Origin of the sequence: Psychroflexus montanilacus (assembly GCF_020164535.1) — a bacterium.
Classification (GTDB): Bacteria; Bacteroidota; Bacteroidia; order Flavobacteriales; family Flavobacteriaceae; genus Psychroflexus; species Psychroflexus montanilacus.
Genome location: NZ_JAIQZC010000001.1, coordinates 402,382 through 419,557, shown reverse-complemented (window position 1 = coordinate 419,557; position 17,176 = coordinate 402,382). Strand labels below are relative to the sequence as shown.

The 17,176-nt window shown below is 38.1% G+C and carries 14 protein-coding genes; 12 read left to right on the top strand and 2 right to left on the bottom strand.

What is annotated here, in order from left to right; all coding sequences use genetic code 11:
- Nucleotides 1-3 precede the first annotated feature (3 nt).
- Entirely contained in the window at nucleotides 4-1,464 is a 1,461-nt protein-coding gene (locus tag LB454_RS01995; RefSeq protein WP_224462638.1) for a TrkH family potassium uptake protein, read from the top strand.
- Between the two features lie 57 nt (nucleotides 1,465-1,521).
- On the opposite strand, the gene LB454_RS01990 is transcribed toward LB454_RS01995, so the two are convergent.
- On the bottom strand, nucleotides 1,522-2,982 hold the full coding sequence (locus LB454_RS01990; protein WP_224462637.1) for a TonB-dependent receptor: 1,461 nt from the start codon (nucleotides 2,980-2,982) through the stop codon (nucleotides 1,522-1,524).
- Between the two features lie 108 nt (nucleotides 2,983-3,090).
- On the opposite strand from LB454_RS01990, the gene LB454_RS01985 reads away from it, so the two are divergent.
- The 6 genes from LB454_RS01985 to LB454_RS01960 all read left to right on the top strand — a co-directional run bounded on the left by LB454_RS01985 (nucleotide 3,091) and on the right by LB454_RS01960 (nucleotide 7,284).
- Entirely contained in the window at nucleotides 3,091-3,852 is a 762-nt protein-coding gene (locus LB454_RS01985) for an MBL fold metallo-hydrolase (protein ID WP_224462636.1), read from the top strand.
- A complete protein-coding gene (locus tag LB454_RS01980) occupies nucleotides 3,852-4,001 on the top strand; it encodes a hypothetical protein (protein ID WP_224462635.1) in 150 nt (49 codons plus the stop codon). The genes LB454_RS01985 and LB454_RS01980 overlap by 1 nt, the downstream gene beginning before the upstream one ends.
- Nucleotides 4,002-4,063: 62 nt before the next feature.
- On the top strand, nucleotides 4,064-5,176 hold the full coding sequence (locus LB454_RS01975; protein WP_224462634.1) for a PQQ-dependent sugar dehydrogenase: 1,113 nt from the start codon (nucleotides 4,064-4,066) through the stop codon (nucleotides 5,174-5,176).
- A 4-nt stretch (nucleotides 5,177-5,180) separates the two neighbouring features.
- Nucleotides 5,181-5,624 (top strand): c-type cytochrome, encoded by a 444-nt coding sequence (locus LB454_RS01970; protein WP_224462633.1) that lies wholly within the window; start codon nucleotides 5,181-5,183, stop codon nucleotides 5,622-5,624.
- Nucleotides 5,625-5,712: 88 nt separating this feature from the next.
- Complete coding sequence (locus LB454_RS01965) at nucleotides 5,713-6,261, top strand: Dps family protein (RefSeq protein ID WP_224462632.1); 549 nt, start codon at nucleotides 5,713-5,715, stop codon at nucleotides 6,259-6,261.
- Between the two features lie 18 nt (nucleotides 6,262-6,279).
- The gene (locus LB454_RS01960; RefSeq protein WP_224462631.1) at nucleotides 6,280-7,284 is read left to right on the top strand and encodes an alcohol dehydrogenase; all 1,005 of its coding nucleotides are present in this window, start codon (nucleotides 6,280-6,282) and stop codon (nucleotides 7,282-7,284) included.
- A gap of 187 nt (nucleotides 7,285-7,471) precedes the next feature.
- Here the strand turns inward: LB454_RS01960 and LB454_RS01955 are convergent, their stop codons facing one another.
- The gene (locus LB454_RS01955) at nucleotides 7,472-8,398 is read right to left on the bottom strand and encodes an SMP-30/gluconolactonase/LRE family protein (protein ID WP_224462630.1); all 927 of its coding nucleotides are present in this window, start codon (nucleotides 8,396-8,398) and stop codon (nucleotides 7,472-7,474) included.
- 286 nt (nucleotides 8,399-8,684) lie between these two features.
- Here LB454_RS01955 and thrA point away from each other — a divergent pair, with 286 nt between their 5' ends.
- The 5 genes from thrA (at nucleotide 8,685) to ilvB (ending at nucleotide 17,175) form a co-directional block, all read left to right on the top strand.
- On the top strand, nucleotides 8,685-11,126 hold the full coding sequence (gene thrA / locus LB454_RS01950; RefSeq protein ID WP_224462629.1) for a bifunctional aspartate kinase/homoserine dehydrogenase I: 2,442 nt from the start codon (nucleotides 8,685-8,687) through the stop codon (nucleotides 11,124-11,126).
- A gap of 21 nt (nucleotides 11,127-11,147) precedes the next feature.
- Complete coding sequence (locus LB454_RS01945) at nucleotides 11,148-12,080, top strand: homoserine kinase (RefSeq protein WP_224462628.1); 933 nt, start codon at nucleotides 11,148-11,150, stop codon at nucleotides 12,078-12,080.
- A 12-nt stretch (nucleotides 12,081-12,092) separates the two neighbouring features.
- Complete coding sequence (gene thrC, locus LB454_RS01940; protein WP_224462627.1) at nucleotides 12,093-13,394, top strand: threonine synthase; 1,302 nt, start codon at nucleotides 12,093-12,095, stop codon at nucleotides 13,392-13,394.
- 327 nt (nucleotides 13,395-13,721) lie between these two features.
- Nucleotides 13,722-15,398 carry a dihydroxy-acid dehydratase gene (gene ilvD / locus LB454_RS01935; RefSeq protein WP_224462626.1) on the top strand — a complete coding sequence of 559 codons (1,677 nt, stop codon included), beginning with the start codon at nucleotides 13,722-13,724 and terminating at the stop codon, nucleotides 15,396-15,398.
- 43 nt (nucleotides 15,399-15,441) lie between these two features.
- Nucleotides 15,442-17,175 carry a biosynthetic-type acetolactate synthase large subunit gene (ilvB, locus tag LB454_RS01930; RefSeq protein WP_224462625.1) on the top strand — a complete coding sequence of 578 codons (1,734 nt, stop codon included), beginning with the start codon at nucleotides 15,442-15,444 and terminating at the stop codon, nucleotides 17,173-17,175.
- Nucleotide 17,176 lies beyond the last annotated feature (1 nt).

The following is a 17,176-nucleotide window of genomic DNA, read 5'->3' as shown; positions in this document are numbered from 1 at the left end:
ATCATGGGTGTTCTCCTCGTTTTCAATGGAGGGTTTATGATCATCCCTTCTATTTACAGTTGGATCATTGGTGAATCTGTTGCTCTGGCTCTTGCAGAATCTGCATTGATATCAATTTTTATTGGACTTACTGCTATGTTCTTTACCAGACATCACGATAAGGACATCACACAGAAGGAAGGATATCTCATCGTGAGTTTAGGCTGGCTTTTCATGGTTTTGAGTGGAATGCTTCCCTATGTCATTTCAGGAAAAATTGATGGCATCGAAAACAGTTTTTTCGAAACCATGTCTGGTTATACAACAACAGGTGCATCCATTTTAAATGATATCGAATCCCTTCCCAACGGAATCTTGCTCTGGAGAAGCTTTACGCATTGGATTGGAGGTATGGGAATTATTGTTTTGGCAGTGGCTATTTTACCTTTATTTGGTATAGGGGGTATGCAGCTGTTTTCTGCAGAATCTCCAGGACCAAGTGCAGATAAAGTAAAACCTAAAATTGCTGATACTGCCAAACGTTTGTGGCTTATCTATTTTGGTTATACAGTCTCTGAAACTATTTTACTAAAGGTTGCTGGGATGGACTGGTTTGATGCCACCAATCATGCTCTTAGTACTCTATCAACTGGTGGTTTCTCTACTAAAAATGCGAGCATTGCTTATTGGAATGATTCCCCACTCATCCAATACATTATCATCCTATTTATGTTTCTTGCGGGTACCAATTTTGTTGTAAGTTACTACGCTTTTAAAGGTAAAATCAGTAATGTGCTTCACAACGAAGAATTTAAATGGTTTTTCTTTTTTATAGTAGGATTCACCGCCATTACTTCATTTTCTATTTATTTTTTTGCAGATACTAGTGTTGCTAGTATAAATTACCCTATGGTATTAGGGGAGGCAGAAAGTGCTTTCAGACATGGTATTTTTCAAGTTTTGGCGATTATCACGACTACAGGTTTTGTCACAGCAGATTATACTTTGTGGACGCCACTGCTTACCATATTATTTTTTGGCCTTTTCTTTTTAGGTGGGTCAGCGGGCTCTACCTCTGGAGGTGTAAAGGTGATTCGTCATTTGATCATGATTAAAAATGGTTTTCAAGAATTTCGAAGAATATTGCATCCTAATGCTGTACTGCCAGTTAGATATAAAGGTTCTTCCGTAGATCAAAAAATCGTTTATAACATTCTTGGCTTTTTTATTTTATACTCACTATCCTTCATCATTGGAGCTGTAGTGTTTGCGGGTACTGGTTTGGATTTTGAATCTGCTATAGGGGCGTCAGCTTCTTCGCTAGGTAATGTTGGTCCGGCATTTGGAGAACTAAGTCCTGTCGACAATTATGCTTCACTTACTGTATTTGGCAAGTTTTGGAGTTCATTCCTTATGTTGATAGGTCGACTTGAGCTCTTTACCGTACTCATCATATTTACACCTTATTTTTGGAAAAGTACATAAAAAAATCTGCTAATTTTTTATTAGCAGATTTGTAAATCAAAGCTTAACTTTCAATAATTAAAATCCTATTTTTTCTGAAGCTCTGGTGTATTCTCTTTGGAATAGTTCCTGTTCTTCAATCATTTCGGCAGTTTTTTCTGGTAGGGCTAGCTGCCATCCATCTTCTCCATTTGATATTTTCTGAAGAATATCTCTTGAGAAATAACCAAGGATGTCTTCATTGTAATCCTTAATATCAACAACTCTTCCATTGTATTTAAAGAACTTGTACAATTCTTTCATCCTAGGATGGACTTTCAAATTATCACTATCTGTAAGTTTTCCTGTCTTAGGATCTTTGTATGGATAGAGGTAAACTCTTAAATCTTTGAAGAACAATTTCCCAAAGGCTTCGAGAATTCCACCGCTAAGATGTCTATAGTATTTCTCATCAAAAACATCTATGAGGTTATTGACACCCATCGCTAATCCCATTCTTTCTTTAGTGTAATTTGAAAAATACTCTACAAGCTTATAATATTCCTGAAAATTAGAAATCATAACTGTGTGACCTAACGCACAAAGCAATTTTGCTCTATCCATGAAGTCTTCCTCATTGATTTCTCCCTCAGATCTTAAGTTGGAAAGTGTAATTTCAAAAACAGGTTGAATGTTATCTTTTTTAACCTTCTTCTCTTTTTCAAAGAGCTCTAATGCAGTTTCATAGATGTCCATATTTACTTTAGTCACTGGTCTAAAGCTGCCACGCAAAGCAAGAATATTTTTTTTGTAGAGTGCTTTTGCAGGTAAGATATTATTTCCATCTGGTGCAAACATGACAGCTTCCGTCATGCCATTTTTCACTAACTGTAAGCTCATTAACCTATTATCAACTTCTTCAAATACAGGTCCTGAAAAATTGATTGTATCTATTTCTATTTGATCTTTATGTAAGTGATCATAAAGCTCATTTAAAATTTGTTTTGGGTTATTATGTGCATAATATGCAGCATAAATTAGATTGGTACCTAGAATACCCAATGTGTTTTGTTGCAATCTCGCATCATTTTCTTTAAAACGAATGTGCAATACAATTTTGTTGTATTCAGATTTTGGTTTCAACTGGTATTTTATACCAACCCAACCATGTCCTTTATAGCGTTTAGCGAAGTCAATAGTTGCTACCGTGTTGGCGTAGGTAAAAAATAATTTGTTAGGATGTTTGCTTCTGTGTATGCGTTCTTCAATTAGATTGGTTTCATGGTCCAGCATCTTTTGTAGTCTGCTTTCAGTAACATAACGCCTGTCCTCTTCAATACCGTAAATAGCATCACTAAAGTCTTTGTCATAAGCACTCATCGTTTTAGCAATCGTACCCGAAGAACCTCCAGCTCTAAAGAAATTTCTGACGGTTTCTTGACCAGCTCCTATTTCTGCAAATGTGCCATAAATATTTTCATTGAGGTTTATTCTTAAGGATTTGTCTTTGATGGAAGGTGCGCTTTCAAAATCTTTGTCACCCATTATTGTAATAGACATAAGCTGAGGTTTTATGAAGTCTTAAACAGTTTTTAAACTCTAAACAAATGTAATATATAGTCATAGCTTAAGAAAAAAAAACTATAGTTTTGTATCAAAAATAACGTTTTGAAGGTAACATTTTTAGGAACAGGAACATCTCAAGGTGTTCCTATTATAGGAAGTGAGCATCCAGTTTGCTTAAGTAAAGACCCCAGGGATAAAAGACTGAGAGTTTCAGCTTTGCTGGAGTGGGATAACTACACCTATGTTATTGATTGCGGTCCAGATTTTAGACAGCAAATGTTAGCTAATAATGTAAAGAAAATCGATGGTATTCTCTATACTCATGAACACAATGATCACGTTATAGGCCTGGATGACGTAAGACCATTTTATTTCAGACAGGGAAACATTTCTATTTATAGTCATAAACGTGTTTTAGAAAGCTTGAAACACAGGTTTGAATATGTGTTTGAAACCGAGAATAAATATCCAGGAGCTCCTACTATGGATACGAATATTATCGATGATTCTCCGTTTATTTTGGGCAATAAAGAGGTGATTCCTATGAATGTGTATCATCCAGAGCTTCAGGTTTATGGGTTTAGATTTGGAGATTTCGCCTATGTGACAGATGCAAAAGTAATTCCTGATGAAGAACTCAATAAACTTAAGGGGGTAAAAACTTTAGTGCTGAATGCATTGAGAAAGGAAGAGCATAGGTCTCACCTTAATCTAGAGCAGGCTATAGATGTAGTGAATTATTTAAAGCCTGAAAAAGCGTATTTTACTCACCTGAGCCACCACATGGGATTTCATGAAGAAGTTCAAAAAGAGCTGCCTGATGGAATGTTTTTGGCTTATGATAATCTTCAAATAGATGTGTAATGGCTAAAAATATATACCTTTATCTCTTTGTTTTAAGTGCCTTGCTGGCTGTTTTTCTTTACTTTAATAGTAAAAAAATTATAGATGACCAGGAAGAAACCATACGAGAACTTCAAGAAAAAGTAGAACTGCTTGAAACTAAAAAATAAATTTTTCATAATTCAGCCTTATTTACTTTTCATTTTAAGAAATTACACAAAATTTTATATCTATGAACATCAAAGCATTCACCGCAGTTATTTTATGTACAGGATTTTTCGCCTGTGCTCAAGAAGACAATACTATAGAATCTTTAGAAACAGATTACTCTCATGAAGTTATAATCGATGATATCGAAATTACCTGGGGCATGGATTTTTTTGAAGATGGAAGCTTTTTAGCAACATCCAAAGAAGGACAATTGTACTATCATAAAGACGGTAATACCGCTAAAGTTGCTGAGATCCCAAACGTTTACAATAGAGGTCAAGGAGGCCTTCTCGATGTAAAAATTCATCCAGAATATCCTCAGAAGCCTTGGATATATTTGACTCATGCTTCAACTGAAGGGGATGAAGAAGGTGGTCATACTGCCTTAGTAAGAGCTGAATTTCAAAATGGTCAAATCTCAAATATGGAAACCCTTTACAAAGCCGGTCCCAATACTACTAAAGGGGTTCACTTTGGAAGTCGATTGGAATTTGATAGAGATGGTTATTTGTACATGTCCATCGGTGAAAGAGGAGCTAGAGATGAAAATCCACAGGATATCACTAGGGATGGTGGCAAGATTTACAGATTTCATGAAGACGGCTCCATTCCTGAGGATAATCCATTTTATAACGAAGAAAACGCTAAAAAGGCAATTTACTCGTACGGGCATAGAAACCCACAGGGAATGGAAATTCATCCAGAATCTGGAGAAATTTGGGTTCATGAACATGGACCAAGAGGTGGAGATGAAATCAACATCATTAAGAAAGGCGCTAACTATGGCTGGCCAGTAGTGAGTTACGGAATCAATTATGACGGAACGGAACTTACAGATGAAACCTCTAGACCAGAAATGGAAGACCCTTATTATTACTGGGTTCCTTCAATTGCTCCAAGCGGGATGACTTTTGTAACCTCAGATAAATACCCTGAGCTAAAAGGTAATATTCTAGCTGGATCTTTAAAATTTCAATATTTAGAACATTTAGCTATTGGTGAAAATGGTGTTCAGAAAAGAGAAAAACTTCTGGATAAAATTGGAAGAATACGAAGTGTAAAACAAAGCACAGATGGTTTTATTTATGTTGGTGTAGAGGGTGTAGGAATAGTTAAAATGCTACCTAAGTCATAACTTTATGAAATTTTATTTGATTCCTGTAATTGTTATTTTTGGCTATTTAATCAATGGTTTTGAAACTGAAGCAACTTTTACTTATGAGGAAATCTTACAAGAAAAAAACCTGCAGCAAAGTATATCAGATGGTGAAGGTATTTACTCTGAATTTTGTATGCGTTGCCATTTAAGCAAAGGAGAAGGTGTTGAAGGTATCTATCCACCACTGGCAGATTCCAATTGGCTTTCAGAGAAAAGAACTGAAAGTATTAAGTCAGTCAAATATGGACTAAAAGGAGAAATTGAAGTCAATGGTAAAACTTACAATAATAACATGACCTCAATGGGCTTATCAGATCGTGAAGTAGCTGACGTGATGAATTATGTCATGCACAGTTTTGGAAACGAAAAAAATGATTACAATCAGGTCACTTTAGGAGAAGTTGCTAGTCTTTCTAAAAAATAAATTACTAATTAAAATATTTAAAATTCAAGACTTTAAAGTCTTATTAACTTAAAACAGTTCTATTTATCATAAATTGAAAATAAAAATTATGATAATTAGAACTGTATTTATTTGTTTACTATTTATTTCTATAACAATTCATGCTCAATCCAATTTTGAATTTGAAAATGTCAAATCAAATGTTCCTCAAACTGAAGAGGTAAGAAATTCTTCTTCAGATTTGCTTCAGCAAACTTTACATGAGTTAATCGATCAGTACCATGCATTACAGCAAATGCATTGGAATACCAAAGGCCCTCATTTCATATCTATTCACGAACTGACAGAGGAATTTTACACTGAATTGGCCGGTCAAGTGGATATTGTTGCTGAGCGTAAACTCGCTTTAGGTCAATCAGCAGATGGTAACCCTAAGAATGTTTCCGAAAAATCTGGTTTGAAAGCCTATTCTTCAGAATATTCCAAAGATCATGAATCAGTGAAATTTTTGATAAAGAGGTATGGGACTTTATCAAAAAGATTAGGAGAAAGAATTCAAAACACTTCGGAAAAGGATTTAGTTACTCAGGATATTTTCATTGGGTTGAGAGGTGTGATAGATCACCACTTATTTTTATTAAGATCATTAAGTTATTAATCAATAAAATTTTTTAGAATGAAAGCAGCACAAATAAAAGAAGCAAAGGGAGAGTTTCATATCGTAGATATCGATAAACCGTCCCCAAAAGCAAACGAAGTTTTAATTAAAGTTCAGGCTTGCGGCATTTGTCATTCAGACGCGTTTGTAAAGGATGGTACATTCCCAGGTTTGGAATACCCTAGAGTTCCAGGTCATGAAGTGATAGGAATTGTAGAAGAAGCTGGCGATCATGTAAATATATGGAACAAAGGTCAGCGTGTAGGAGTGGGCTGGCATGGCGGACATTGTTTTGAATGTGAACCTTGTAGAAGAGGAGATTTTATTTCCTGTGAAAATGCCAAAGTGAGTGGTATTTCTTATGATGGAGGTTACGCCGAATATATGTGTGCTCCACAGGAAGCTCTAGTCGCAGTTCCGGATGAACTGAAATCTGAACAGGCCGCACCGCTTTTGTGTGCAGGTATCACTGTGTTCAACGCCTTAAGAAATTCAGGAATTGTAGCCGGAGACTTGGTTGCTATACAAGGTATTGGCGGTTTAGGTCATTTGGCCATTCAGTATGCTCACAAAATGGGAATGAAAACGGTTGCCATTTCCACCAGTGATGATAAAAAGGAATTAGCGACTAAGTTGGGTGCACATCACTTTATCAATGCAAAATCTGAAGATGCCGCCAAAAGACTTCAAGAATTAGGTGGCGCAAAATTAATATTAGGAACAGCACCAAGCGGTAAAGCTATGACATCCGTTATAGGTGGACTTGGTATCGATGGTAAATTATTGATGGTTGGCGCAACTCCAGAACCTGTTGAAGTAAGTCCAATGGAAATGCTGATGGGAAGAAAATCTGTAGCAGGCTGGCCAAGTGGAACGCCAACCGATTCTGAAGATACTTTGAATTTCAGTGCTTTATTTCATACTGAAACCATGATCGAAGAATACAGTCTGGATCACGTGAAAGAAGCTTACGATAGAATGATCAACAACGAATCAAGATTCCGAGTGGTTTTAAAACCATAGGAATTCTGATTTTATTAAACAAGCTGTCTAAAAACATTAAATGGTGACCTTGTTGCCACGCTTCGGGAGTTTCAAGGTTTAAATATAAATTGATAATCAATTATTTAAGATTCTGAAATAATCATGCCTGCTTGATGCAGTCAGGCAAATTCAGAAAGACAAAAAAATGTGTATTGAGACAGCTTTTTTATCTTACTCCTTTTTTATTCAACTTAACTCTGTACAATGAAGTTCGGGCTGTGATATAAAGATCATTCATATCTTTTCCTCCAAAACACACATTAGCAGGTTGTTCTGGAATGCTTACAGAAGCTATCAATTCACCTTCAGTAGAAAAGATGTCAATCGCCTTCTTCCCGTCGGTAGTCAGATAGATATTGCATTCAGTATCGATAGTCATTCCATCACCACTCACATCTACAAATAAGGATTTGTCCGATAAAGACCCATCATTCTCAATGCTGTATTTGTAAGTTTTACCAGCGCCAGGATCAGTGATATATAAGGTTTTGCCATCTGGAGTTCCAATCAATCCATTGGGTTTTACCAAGTCTTCCGTCACTCTCCTTACCTTATCCCGCTTGGAGTTCACATGATACACCTGCATGCTTTCTTGAGGGAGTTCAAGATCATTACTGTATTTAGGATCCGTAAAATAAGCGCCGCCTTTCCCATCAGCCCATATATCATTTGGCTGATTGAAGCGCTTACCCATATATTCTGTGGCCACTTGGGACTCCGTTCCATCTGGAGCAATGGAAAGGATTCGCCCCTCTTGACCTTCACAGAGCAAAAGATTTCCATCCTGGTCAAAATATAATCCATTAGCGCCACCTGTATTTTCCTTAAAGGTTTCAAGCTCATTTTCTGTAGTCCAAACGTAAATTTTATTTTCAGGTATGTCTGTGAAATAAACATTTCCATCGGCATCCACTGCTGGGCCTTCAGTAAACACAAAATCGCCAGCTAATTTTTCAACGTCCTTAAATTTGACATTAGAGTTATTCTTTTCAACTGATTCAGCTTCAGCAGAGGTTTTTTCAGTCTTTTCTTTAGTCGTGTTTTTGCAAGAAACAACTAAGGCAAGGATGCTGAAGTAGTATATGATTTTCATAGGTGATGATTTTATGGTAATGGTTAAAAATAGCAATTTAAGTAAAAGATGCCTTAAGTTTAAATTGAATTAGGAATCTTTCTATTGAATTTGATATTAGAAAATAATCAGGATCTGGTTTTTAAAATGCAATTTTGATATTAAATCAATGATTGAATTATCAACTATTTAATTTTAGAGAAAAAGATTAAAGTGTCTTTTGTTTCAAAATAAATATGTCGTCATTTGTAAGGTATTTTAACTATTTTTAACTAAAAATGCTTAGTGTGAATTAAAATCAAGAAAAATGGAGGTATTAAAATTTGGAGGTTCTTCAGTAGGGAGTGCAAAGCGAATCCGTCAGGTAGTCGATATACTCGATCGGTATGCAAAAAACGGAAATGTAATTGGTGTAGTGTCTGCAGTAGGAGGTATTACAGATAAACTCTTAAACGCTGGTCAGCTGGCTTTAGCCAAAGATGAAGATTATATCACCGAATTTGAAAATATTAAGACCATTCATCTTTCAATTGTTTCAGAACTGATTCCTAATGAAAAGGATACGGTTTTAAATTATCTCAATGAGGAGCTAAGCTATCTTAAAAACCTTCTGAATGGCATTTATCTCATTAATGAGTTGACTCCAAAAACATCAGATAAACTCACAAGTTTTGGAGAATTGATGTCTTCTTTTATCATTACTGAAGTTGCTAAACGAAAGGGAATTGATGCCGTGCGAAAGAATAGTCAGAATTTGATTGTAACCAATTCCAATTTTACCAAAGCCGAAGTCAATTACTTTGCCACCAATAGCAATATAAAAGCCTACTTCAAAACACCGGCTCAACTCACCATATTGCCTGGGTTCGTATCAAAATCAAATCTTGGCGAAATCACGACTTTAGGTCGTGGAGGTTCAGATTTTACGGCTTCCATTGTTGCCGCTGCACTTAAAGTTAAGCAGCTGGAAATTTGGACCGATGTCAGCGGCATGTACACAGCAAACCCAAAGTTGGTAAAACAAGCGGTTCCTATCGAGGTTTTATCTTATCAGGAAGCCATGGAATTGTCTCATTTTGGAGCGAAAGTATTGTTCCCGCCTACAGTTCAGCCAGCTTTAGATTCTGAAATCCCAATCCTCATCAAAAACACTTTAAAACCTGAAGATAAAGGGACGTTAATTAAAACTCATGTAAGTACAACCTCTGGAAGTGTAAGTGGCATCACAAGTGTAGATGATATTGCATTACTAACTCTGGAAGGTAACGGAATGGTAGGTATTCCCGGATTTTCAAAACGTTTGTTTGAAGTTTTGGCTCTGGAAAAGATTAATGTGATTTTCATTACTCAGGCCTCCTCAGAACATTCTATTTGTTTTGGAATTTCAGAGTCTGATGCCGATTTAGCGGTAACTTCCGTGAACGAGTGTTTCGAATACGAAATCTCAACCCGAAAAATACGACCTGTAAGTGTTGAAAAAGACATGTCTATCGTTGCTTTAGTCGGTGATCGCATGAAGAATCACCAGGGCATCAGCGGTAAAATGTTCAGTGCTTTAGGGAAAAATAATATCAATGTAAGAGCTATCGCTCAGGGTGCTTCAGAAAAAAATATTTCGGCAGTTATTTTTCAAAAGGATGTCAAAAAAGCCTTGAACTCACTACATGAATCTTTCTTTGAAGTCAAAACCAAACAGCTCAATGTGTTTGTTACGGGCGTTGGAAATGTGGGTCAGCGTTTGCTGTCTCAGATTGAACAGCAACGTAAATTCCTAAAAAACGAACTGCGAATAAATTTGAGAGTGATCGGCATTTCCAATTCCAAGAAAATGTATTTTGATGAAGACGGAATAGATTTAGTCAATTGGAAAGAAAATCTGGAAAACGGAGAAACCTCTTCCTTAGATGGATTTCTAAAAAAAGTTACTCAGCTCAACAAACGAAACAGCATTTTTATAGACATCACCGCAAATGAAGCTGTTTCTAAGATGTATGCAGAGTATTTGAAAAGAAGTATTTCTGTAGTGGCTTGCAACAAAATTGCCTGTTCAAGTGACTTTGAAAATTATAAAAATCTCAAAGACTTAGCCAAAAAATACAATGCTTCTTTCTTATTTGAAACCAATGTTGGTGCTGGCTTACCAATAATAGACACGCTCAACAACCTGGTAGCGTCTGGGGATAAAGTAACCACTATACAGGCTGTGCTTTCAGGAAGTTTGAATTTTGTATTCAATAATTTCAATAGTTCGACTAAATTTCATGATGTGGTCAAAGAAGCTCAGAAAGAAGGTTTTACAGAACCCGATCCAAGGATAGATTTAAGTGGAATAGATGTGGCCAGGAAAATTCTCATCCTCGCCAGAGAAAGCGGTTATGAAATGAATTTGGAAGATATTGCTAATGAATCCTTTTTAACCAAAGCTAATTTGGAAAGTAATACTGTAGATGATTTCTTTGAGACCTTAATCAAAGACGAAGATCATTTTCAGAAGTTATTTAGTTCCGCTCAAGCCAATAATTCTCAATTGAAATACGTTGCAGAGTTCAACGACGGACAAGCCAAAGTAGGCCTTAAGGAAATTCCGCAGGGACATCCGTTTTATAATTTAGAAGGAAAAGACAATATAGTGATGTTCTATTCTCACCGATATCCGGAACAACCGATTATCGTTAAAGGAGCTGGTGCTGGAGCAGATGTAACGGCCTCTGGGTTATTTGCAGACATCATAAGGGTAAGCAACAAATAGACATAAAATCATTTAGGTATTTTGAAGAAAGAAATTAGAATTTTTTCACCAGGAACGGTTTCCAATGTGTCTTGTGGCTTCGATGTTTTAGGCTTTTGTCTGGATCATATTGGGGATGAGATGGTGGTAAGAATTACTGAAGAAAAAGGAATTTCCATAACCAAAATCGAAGGCTACGATTTGCCTTTCGAAACCGAAAAAAATATGGCGGGAGTATCTGCCATGGCTTTAATCAAGGATTTTCAACCAGATATTGGGTTCGAAATCGAAATTTATAAGCGCATCAAACCTGGGAGCGGCATTGGGAGTAGTGCGGCGAGTGCGGCAGGAAGTGTGTTTGCTATCAATGAATTATTGGGCAGACCCTATAACAAAATCCAGCTCACTCAATTTGCCATGAAAGGTGAGGCTATTGCCAGTCAGAGCGAACATGCCGATAATTTAGCACCAGCTATTTTTGGTGGTTTTGTGTTGGTGAAAAGTTTAGACCCCTTGGAAATTTTGGACTTGCCAACTCCAGAAGAGCTCTACGCGGTTATTATTCATCCTCAGATTGAAATCAAAACCTCAGAGGCAAGAGCGATTTTGCCCAAAGCCATCTCGATGAAAGAGGCGATCACGCAGTGGTCAAATCTGGGAAGTCTCGTTCATGCGCTGCATACCCAAGATTACGAGTTGATGCGGCGTTCACTTCAGGATGTGGTGGCAGAACCTTACCGAAGCAAATTGATTCCTCATTTTGAGGAGGTCAAACAAGCGACTATAAGTGCGGGAGCGCTCGGACATGGCATTTCTGGCTCCGGGCCATCTATGTTTGCACTGGCTAAGGGAGAATCCTCAGCCATCGCTCTAGAAAAAGCCATGAGAGAGGTTTACCAAAACTCTGAGATTGACTTTGAAACCTATGTTTCTAAAGTCAATAAAGAAGGAATCAAAGTAATGACGATTAGTTAAAAATTAAGAGGTATGGATTTCTACTCACTCAATCATAAAGCTCCAAGCGCTTCTTTTAAGGAAGCCGTTATCAAAGGTCTGGCTCCAGACAAAGGCCTGTATTTTCCTACGTCTATTGAAAAGTTACCAGCCTCGTTTTTTGATTCTATTTCAAAGTTATCTCACAACGAAATCGCTTTTGAAGTCATTAAGCAATTCGTAACTCCAGAGGTTCCAGAAGTCGAGCTGAAAAAAATCATAGAGGAAACTCTGTGCTTCGATTTTCCTGTCGTCAACATCAATGATAAAATTTCATCTTTAGAGTTATTTCATGGACCCACCATGGCGTTTAAGGATGTGGGTGCCAGATTTATGTCGCGATGTTTGGGGTATTTCAATCAAAATCAGCAGAAAGGAACCACCGTTTTGGTAGCTACTTCTGGAGATACTGGGGGTGCGGTAGCCAACGGATTTTTAGGCGTAGAAGGCATCAAAGTCGTGATTTTATATCCTAGTGGAAAAGTAAGCCAAGTCCAGGAAAAACAACTCACGACCTTGGGGCAAAACATCACCGCGCTGGAGGTGGATGGTGTGTTTGACGATTGCCAGGACATGGTGAAACAGGCGTTTTTGGACAAGTCCATCACAGACCATATTCAGGTCACTTCAGCCAATTCTATCAATGTGGCTCGCTGGTTGCCACAAATGTTTTATTTCTTTTTTGCATATCAGCAGCTTCACAAACAATACAACAAGCTTGTTTTTTCAGTGCCAAGTGGCAATTTCGGTAATATTTGTGCTGGATTTATGGCACAGCAGTTAGGCCTGCCCATCCATCATTTTATTGCGGCCAATAATAAAAATCAGGTGGTTACTGAATATTTAAAATCACAAGATTACACCCCCAAGCCAACGGTTCAAACCCTTAGTAACGCAATGGATGTGGGGAATCCTAGTAATTTTGTGAGAATTCAGGAGATTTTCAAGAACGAATTTCAAGCTCTAAAATCCCACCTCAGCTCCTACAGTTTCACAGATGAAGAAACTTTAGAAGGTATGGAAACTTTATATAATTCTTATAATTATACTGCAGATCCGCACGGTGCCATTGGCTTTTTGGCAGCAGAAGCCTATCAACAATCCCATCCAGAGACACACTGTGTTTTCCTGGAAACCGCTCACCCAACCAAATTTTTGGATGTAGTCGAACAGGTCATTCCAGAGAAGATTGATCTTCCGCCTCAAATTCAGAAAGTGATGAATCAAAAGAAAAAATCAATTTCTATTTCGACTTACGAGGAGCTTAAGCAAATCTTACTCAGTAATCATAAGTAAGTTTTTCTCTGTTGATTTTACCACAGCACAATTCAATGTTTTAAGACATCAAGCTTTAGACCTAAAGTTCACTTCGTCTGTCGTCTTGGTGTTCAGATAAAACTGAAGGTGAGGAAGAAATTTAATTCATTTTAGAAAAATTGAAGCTTTTAACCAAAAAAACGATTTTTTTTCAGGAATTGACTATTCCAATATTGAGTAGTTAAGATTCTGTTTAATAGAGAGTTAGTATTGAATTACTGGCATTGAATTTAACAGCGATACAATTCCAATAGGATTGAAGAAGACACTAAAATTTAATTTTGAACCTAAACTGAATTCAGAAGAATGGAATTGAATAAATACAGTAAAACCGTTACTCAAGACCCTACACAGCCAGCAGCTCAAGCCATGCTTCATGCTATTGGTTTAACCAAAGAAGATTTCAACAAATCTATAGTGGGTATTGCAAGTACAGGATACGAAGGTAATCCCTGCAATATGCACCTTAACGATTTGGCAAAGCTTGTAAAAGAAGGTACAGCCAATGCGGATATTGTGGGGTTGATTTTCAATACCATTGGAGTAAGTGATGGCATTTCTATGGGAACGCCAGGCATGCGTTATTCCTTACCTTCAAGAGATATTATTGCCGATTCAATGGAAACTGTGGTGCAAGCCATGAGTTACGACGGCTTGGTTACTGTAGTTGGGTGCGACAAAAATATGCCAGGGGCTTTAATGGCTATGATTCGTCTTGATCGTCCAAGCATTTTGGTGTATGGCGGAACCATAGATTCTGGTTGCCATAACGGAAAAAAACTAGATGTTGTTTCCGCTTTTGAAGCCTGGGGAGGAAAAGTTTCAGGAACGCTGGAAGAATCTGAATATCAAATTATCATCGAAAAAGCCTGTCCAGGCGCAGGAGCCTGTGGTGGTATGTATACCGCCAATACCATGGCGTCTGCTATAGAAGCTTTAGGGATGACGCTTCCGTTCAATTCTTCAAATCCAGCGCTGAGTGAAGAGAAACAACAGGAAAGTATAAAAGCTGGGGAAGCCTTAAGGTTATTGATTGAAAAAGACATCAAGCCTTCAGACATCATCACCAGAAAATCGCTTGAAAATGCTATTCGACTAATCACCATATTAGGAGGCTCTACTAATGCCGTGCTTCACTTTTTGGCCATAGCAAGAGCAGCTCAGATAGATTTTACGCTTCAGGATTTTCAGAAAATCAGTGATAACACGCCATTTCTAGCGGACTTAAAACCTAGTGGTAAATACCTGATGGAAGATCTTCACGAAGTGGGAGGAATTCCTGGGGTTTTAAAATATCTACTTAAAAAAGGTTTACTTCATGGAGAATGTCTCACAGTGACAGGACAAACTTTAGCAGAAAATTTATTGGATGTTGATGATCTACAGGAAGGTCAGGATGTCATTCATACGATAGAAACGCCTATCAAAATTTCAGGCCATCTGAGAATGCTTTACGGAAACCTGGCAGAGGAGGGGAGTGTCGCTAAAATCACCGGAAAAGAGGGACTTCAGTTTAGGGGTAAAGCTAAGGTTTTTGAAGGCGAATACGCTGCCAACGACGGCATCAAAGAAGGTAAAGTACAAAAAGGTGATGTTGTGGTGATCAGATACGAAGGACCTAAGGGCGGTCCAGGTATGCCGGAGATGCTAAAACCTACAGCAGCTATCATGGGTGCTGGCTTAGGAAAAGATGTAGCCCTCATTACGGACGGAAGATTTTCCGGGGGAACTCACGGATTTGTGGTAGGACACATCACCCCGGAAGCTCAGGATGGAGGAAGTATTGCTTTGGTGAAAGACGGGGATTTTATCACCATTGATGCTGAGACTAATACTATAAATCTCGAAGTATCCGATGAAGAACTAGAGAAAAGAAGGCAAACCTGGAAAGCACCAGCCTTAAAATTTAAGCGAGGTGTGCTTTATAAATATGCTAGATCTGTAAGTTCAGCCTCTAGAGGTTGTGTGACAGATGAATTTTAAAATTGAAATAGAGTTGAAGGAGTAGCATGTAAAAAAATAAAACATGAGAGAGCATTTTACATTAGAAGAAAATAAAGACACTTTAGTGGCAGAGAAAATGTCGGGGAGTGAAGCAGTCATCAAGTGTTTGCTTGCTGAAGGTGTAAAGACCCTGTATGGTTATCCAGGAGGTGCTATTATGCCTGTTTACGATCAGTTGCACCAATACCAGGATCAAATACATCACGTTTTGGCCAGACATGAGCAAGGGGCCACACATGCTGCTCAGGGTTATGCAAGGATTTCCGGTCAGGTAGGGGTGGTTATGGCAACGTCTGGTCCAGGCGCAACCAATTTAATAACGGGTATTGCTGACGCACAGATAGATTCTACACCCTTGGTATGCATTACAGGTCAGGTGAATTCAAAGCTATTAGGAAGTGATGCTTTCCAGGAAACTGATATTGTCGGGATTTCTACGCCAGTAACCAAATGGAATCATCAAGTCACAAAAGCTTCAGACATTCCAAAAGTCTTAGCCAAAGCCTTCTACATTGCCAAAAGTGGAAGACCAGGGCCCGTGTTGATTGACATCACCAAAGATGCTCAATTTGAAGAATTTGATTTTTCCTATCAAAAGTGCGTCGGCATACGAAGTTACAAGCCCATTCCTCAGGTAGATGAAAAGAAAGTTCAAGAAGCTGCGGCATTAATTAATTCAGCCAAAAAGCCATTGATAGTTTGGGGACAGGGAGTCATTTTAAGCGAAGCTGAATCTATTTTTAAAGCAGTGGTTGAAAAAACTGGCATTCCTTCTGCCTGGACCATTTTAGGGGCTTCAGCGTTACCAACATCGCATCCGCTCAATGTCGGAATGGTTGGTATGCATGGAAATTATGCGCCCAATGTTTTAACTAATGAATGCGATGTGCTTATAGCGATTGGGATGCGCTTCGACGATCGTGTGACGGGAAATTTGAACTTTTACGCCAAGCAGGCTAAAGTGATTCATTTTGAAATTGATCCAGCTGAAATTAATAAAAACGTCAACGCAGATGTGGCGGTTTTGGGAGATGCTAAAGCAAGTTTAACTCAGCTTCTACCGTATTTAAAAGAGAAAAACCATTCCGAATGGCATCAAAGATTTAAGGATTTGTATACCATCGAATATGAAAAAGTTATCAAACACGACCTTCACCCTACCAAAGAGGGTTTGACTATGGGAGAGGTGCTGAAAGAAATCAACAAACAGAGTAATGGTAATGCTGCTATTGTAAGTGATGTGGGCCAGCATCAGATGATTGCCTGCCGCTATGCTGACTTTAATATCACCAAAAGCAATATCACCTCTGGAGGTCTTGGCACCATGGGATTTGCACTGCCAGCGGCTATCGGCGCTAAAATGGCAGCCCCAGATCGGGATGTCGTGGCGGTAATTGGAGATGGTGGGTATCAAATGACCATTCAGGAACTTGGAACCGTCTTTCAACAAAGAATTCCGTTGAAAATTGTCGTACTCAATAACGAATTTTTAGGGATGGTAAGGCAATGGCAGCAACTGTTTTTTGATAAGCGTTACGCTTCTACTGAAATGACCAACCCAGATTTTGTGGCGATCGCTAAAGGCTACTACATAAATGCACAAAAGGTGACAAAACGAGAAAAACTCTCTGAGGCTGTGAAAGAAATGATGACTTCAGACGGACCCTACTTCCTGGAGGTTGGTGTAGAAAAAGAAGACAATGTATTCCCTATGGTTCCTGCCGGAGCGAGTGTTTCAGATATAAGATTAGAATAAT

What these genes read in the sequence shown, in the direction of transcription:
- LB454_RS01955 (WP_224462630.1), bottom strand. Translation starts at nt 8,398, where the DNA reads ATGAAAATCATATACTACTTCAGCATCCTTGCCTTAGTTGTTTCTTGC.
- ilvB (WP_224462625.1), top strand. Translation starts at nt 15,442, where the DNA reads ATGAGAGAGCATTTTACATTAGAAGAAAATAAAGACACTTTAGTGGCA.
- thrA (WP_224462629.1), top strand. Translation starts at nt 8,685, where the DNA reads ATGGAGGTATTAAAATTTGGAGGTTCTTCAGTAGGGAGTGCAAAGCGA.
- thrC (WP_224462627.1), top strand. Translation starts at nt 12,093, where the DNA reads ATGGATTTCTACTCACTCAATCATAAAGCTCCAAGCGCTTCTTTTAAG.
- LB454_RS01980 (WP_224462635.1), top strand. Translation starts at nt 3,852, where the DNA reads ATGGCTAAAAATATATACCTTTATCTCTTTGTTTTAAGTGCCTTGCTG.
- ilvD (WP_224462626.1), top strand. Translation starts at nt 13,722, where the DNA reads ATGGAATTGAATAAATACAGTAAAACCGTTACTCAAGACCCTACACAG.
- LB454_RS01990 (WP_224462637.1), bottom strand. Translation starts at nt 2,982, where the DNA reads ATGTCTATTACAATAATGGGTGACAAAGATTTTGAAAGCGCACCTTCC.
- LB454_RS01975 (WP_224462634.1), top strand. Translation starts at nt 4,064, where the DNA reads ATGAACATCAAAGCATTCACCGCAGTTATTTTATGTACAGGATTTTTC.
- LB454_RS01965 (WP_224462632.1), top strand. Translation starts at nt 5,713, where the DNA reads ATGATAATTAGAACTGTATTTATTTGTTTACTATTTATTTCTATAACA.
- LB454_RS01970 (WP_224462633.1), top strand. Translation starts at nt 5,181, where the DNA reads ATGAAATTTTATTTGATTCCTGTAATTGTTATTTTTGGCTATTTAATC.
- LB454_RS01995 (WP_224462638.1), top strand. Translation starts at nt 4, where the DNA reads ATGGGTGTTCTCCTCGTTTTCAATGGAGGGTTTATGATCATCCCTTCT.
- LB454_RS01960 (WP_224462631.1), top strand. Translation starts at nt 6,280, where the DNA reads ATGAAAGCAGCACAAATAAAAGAAGCAAAGGGAGAGTTTCATATCGTA.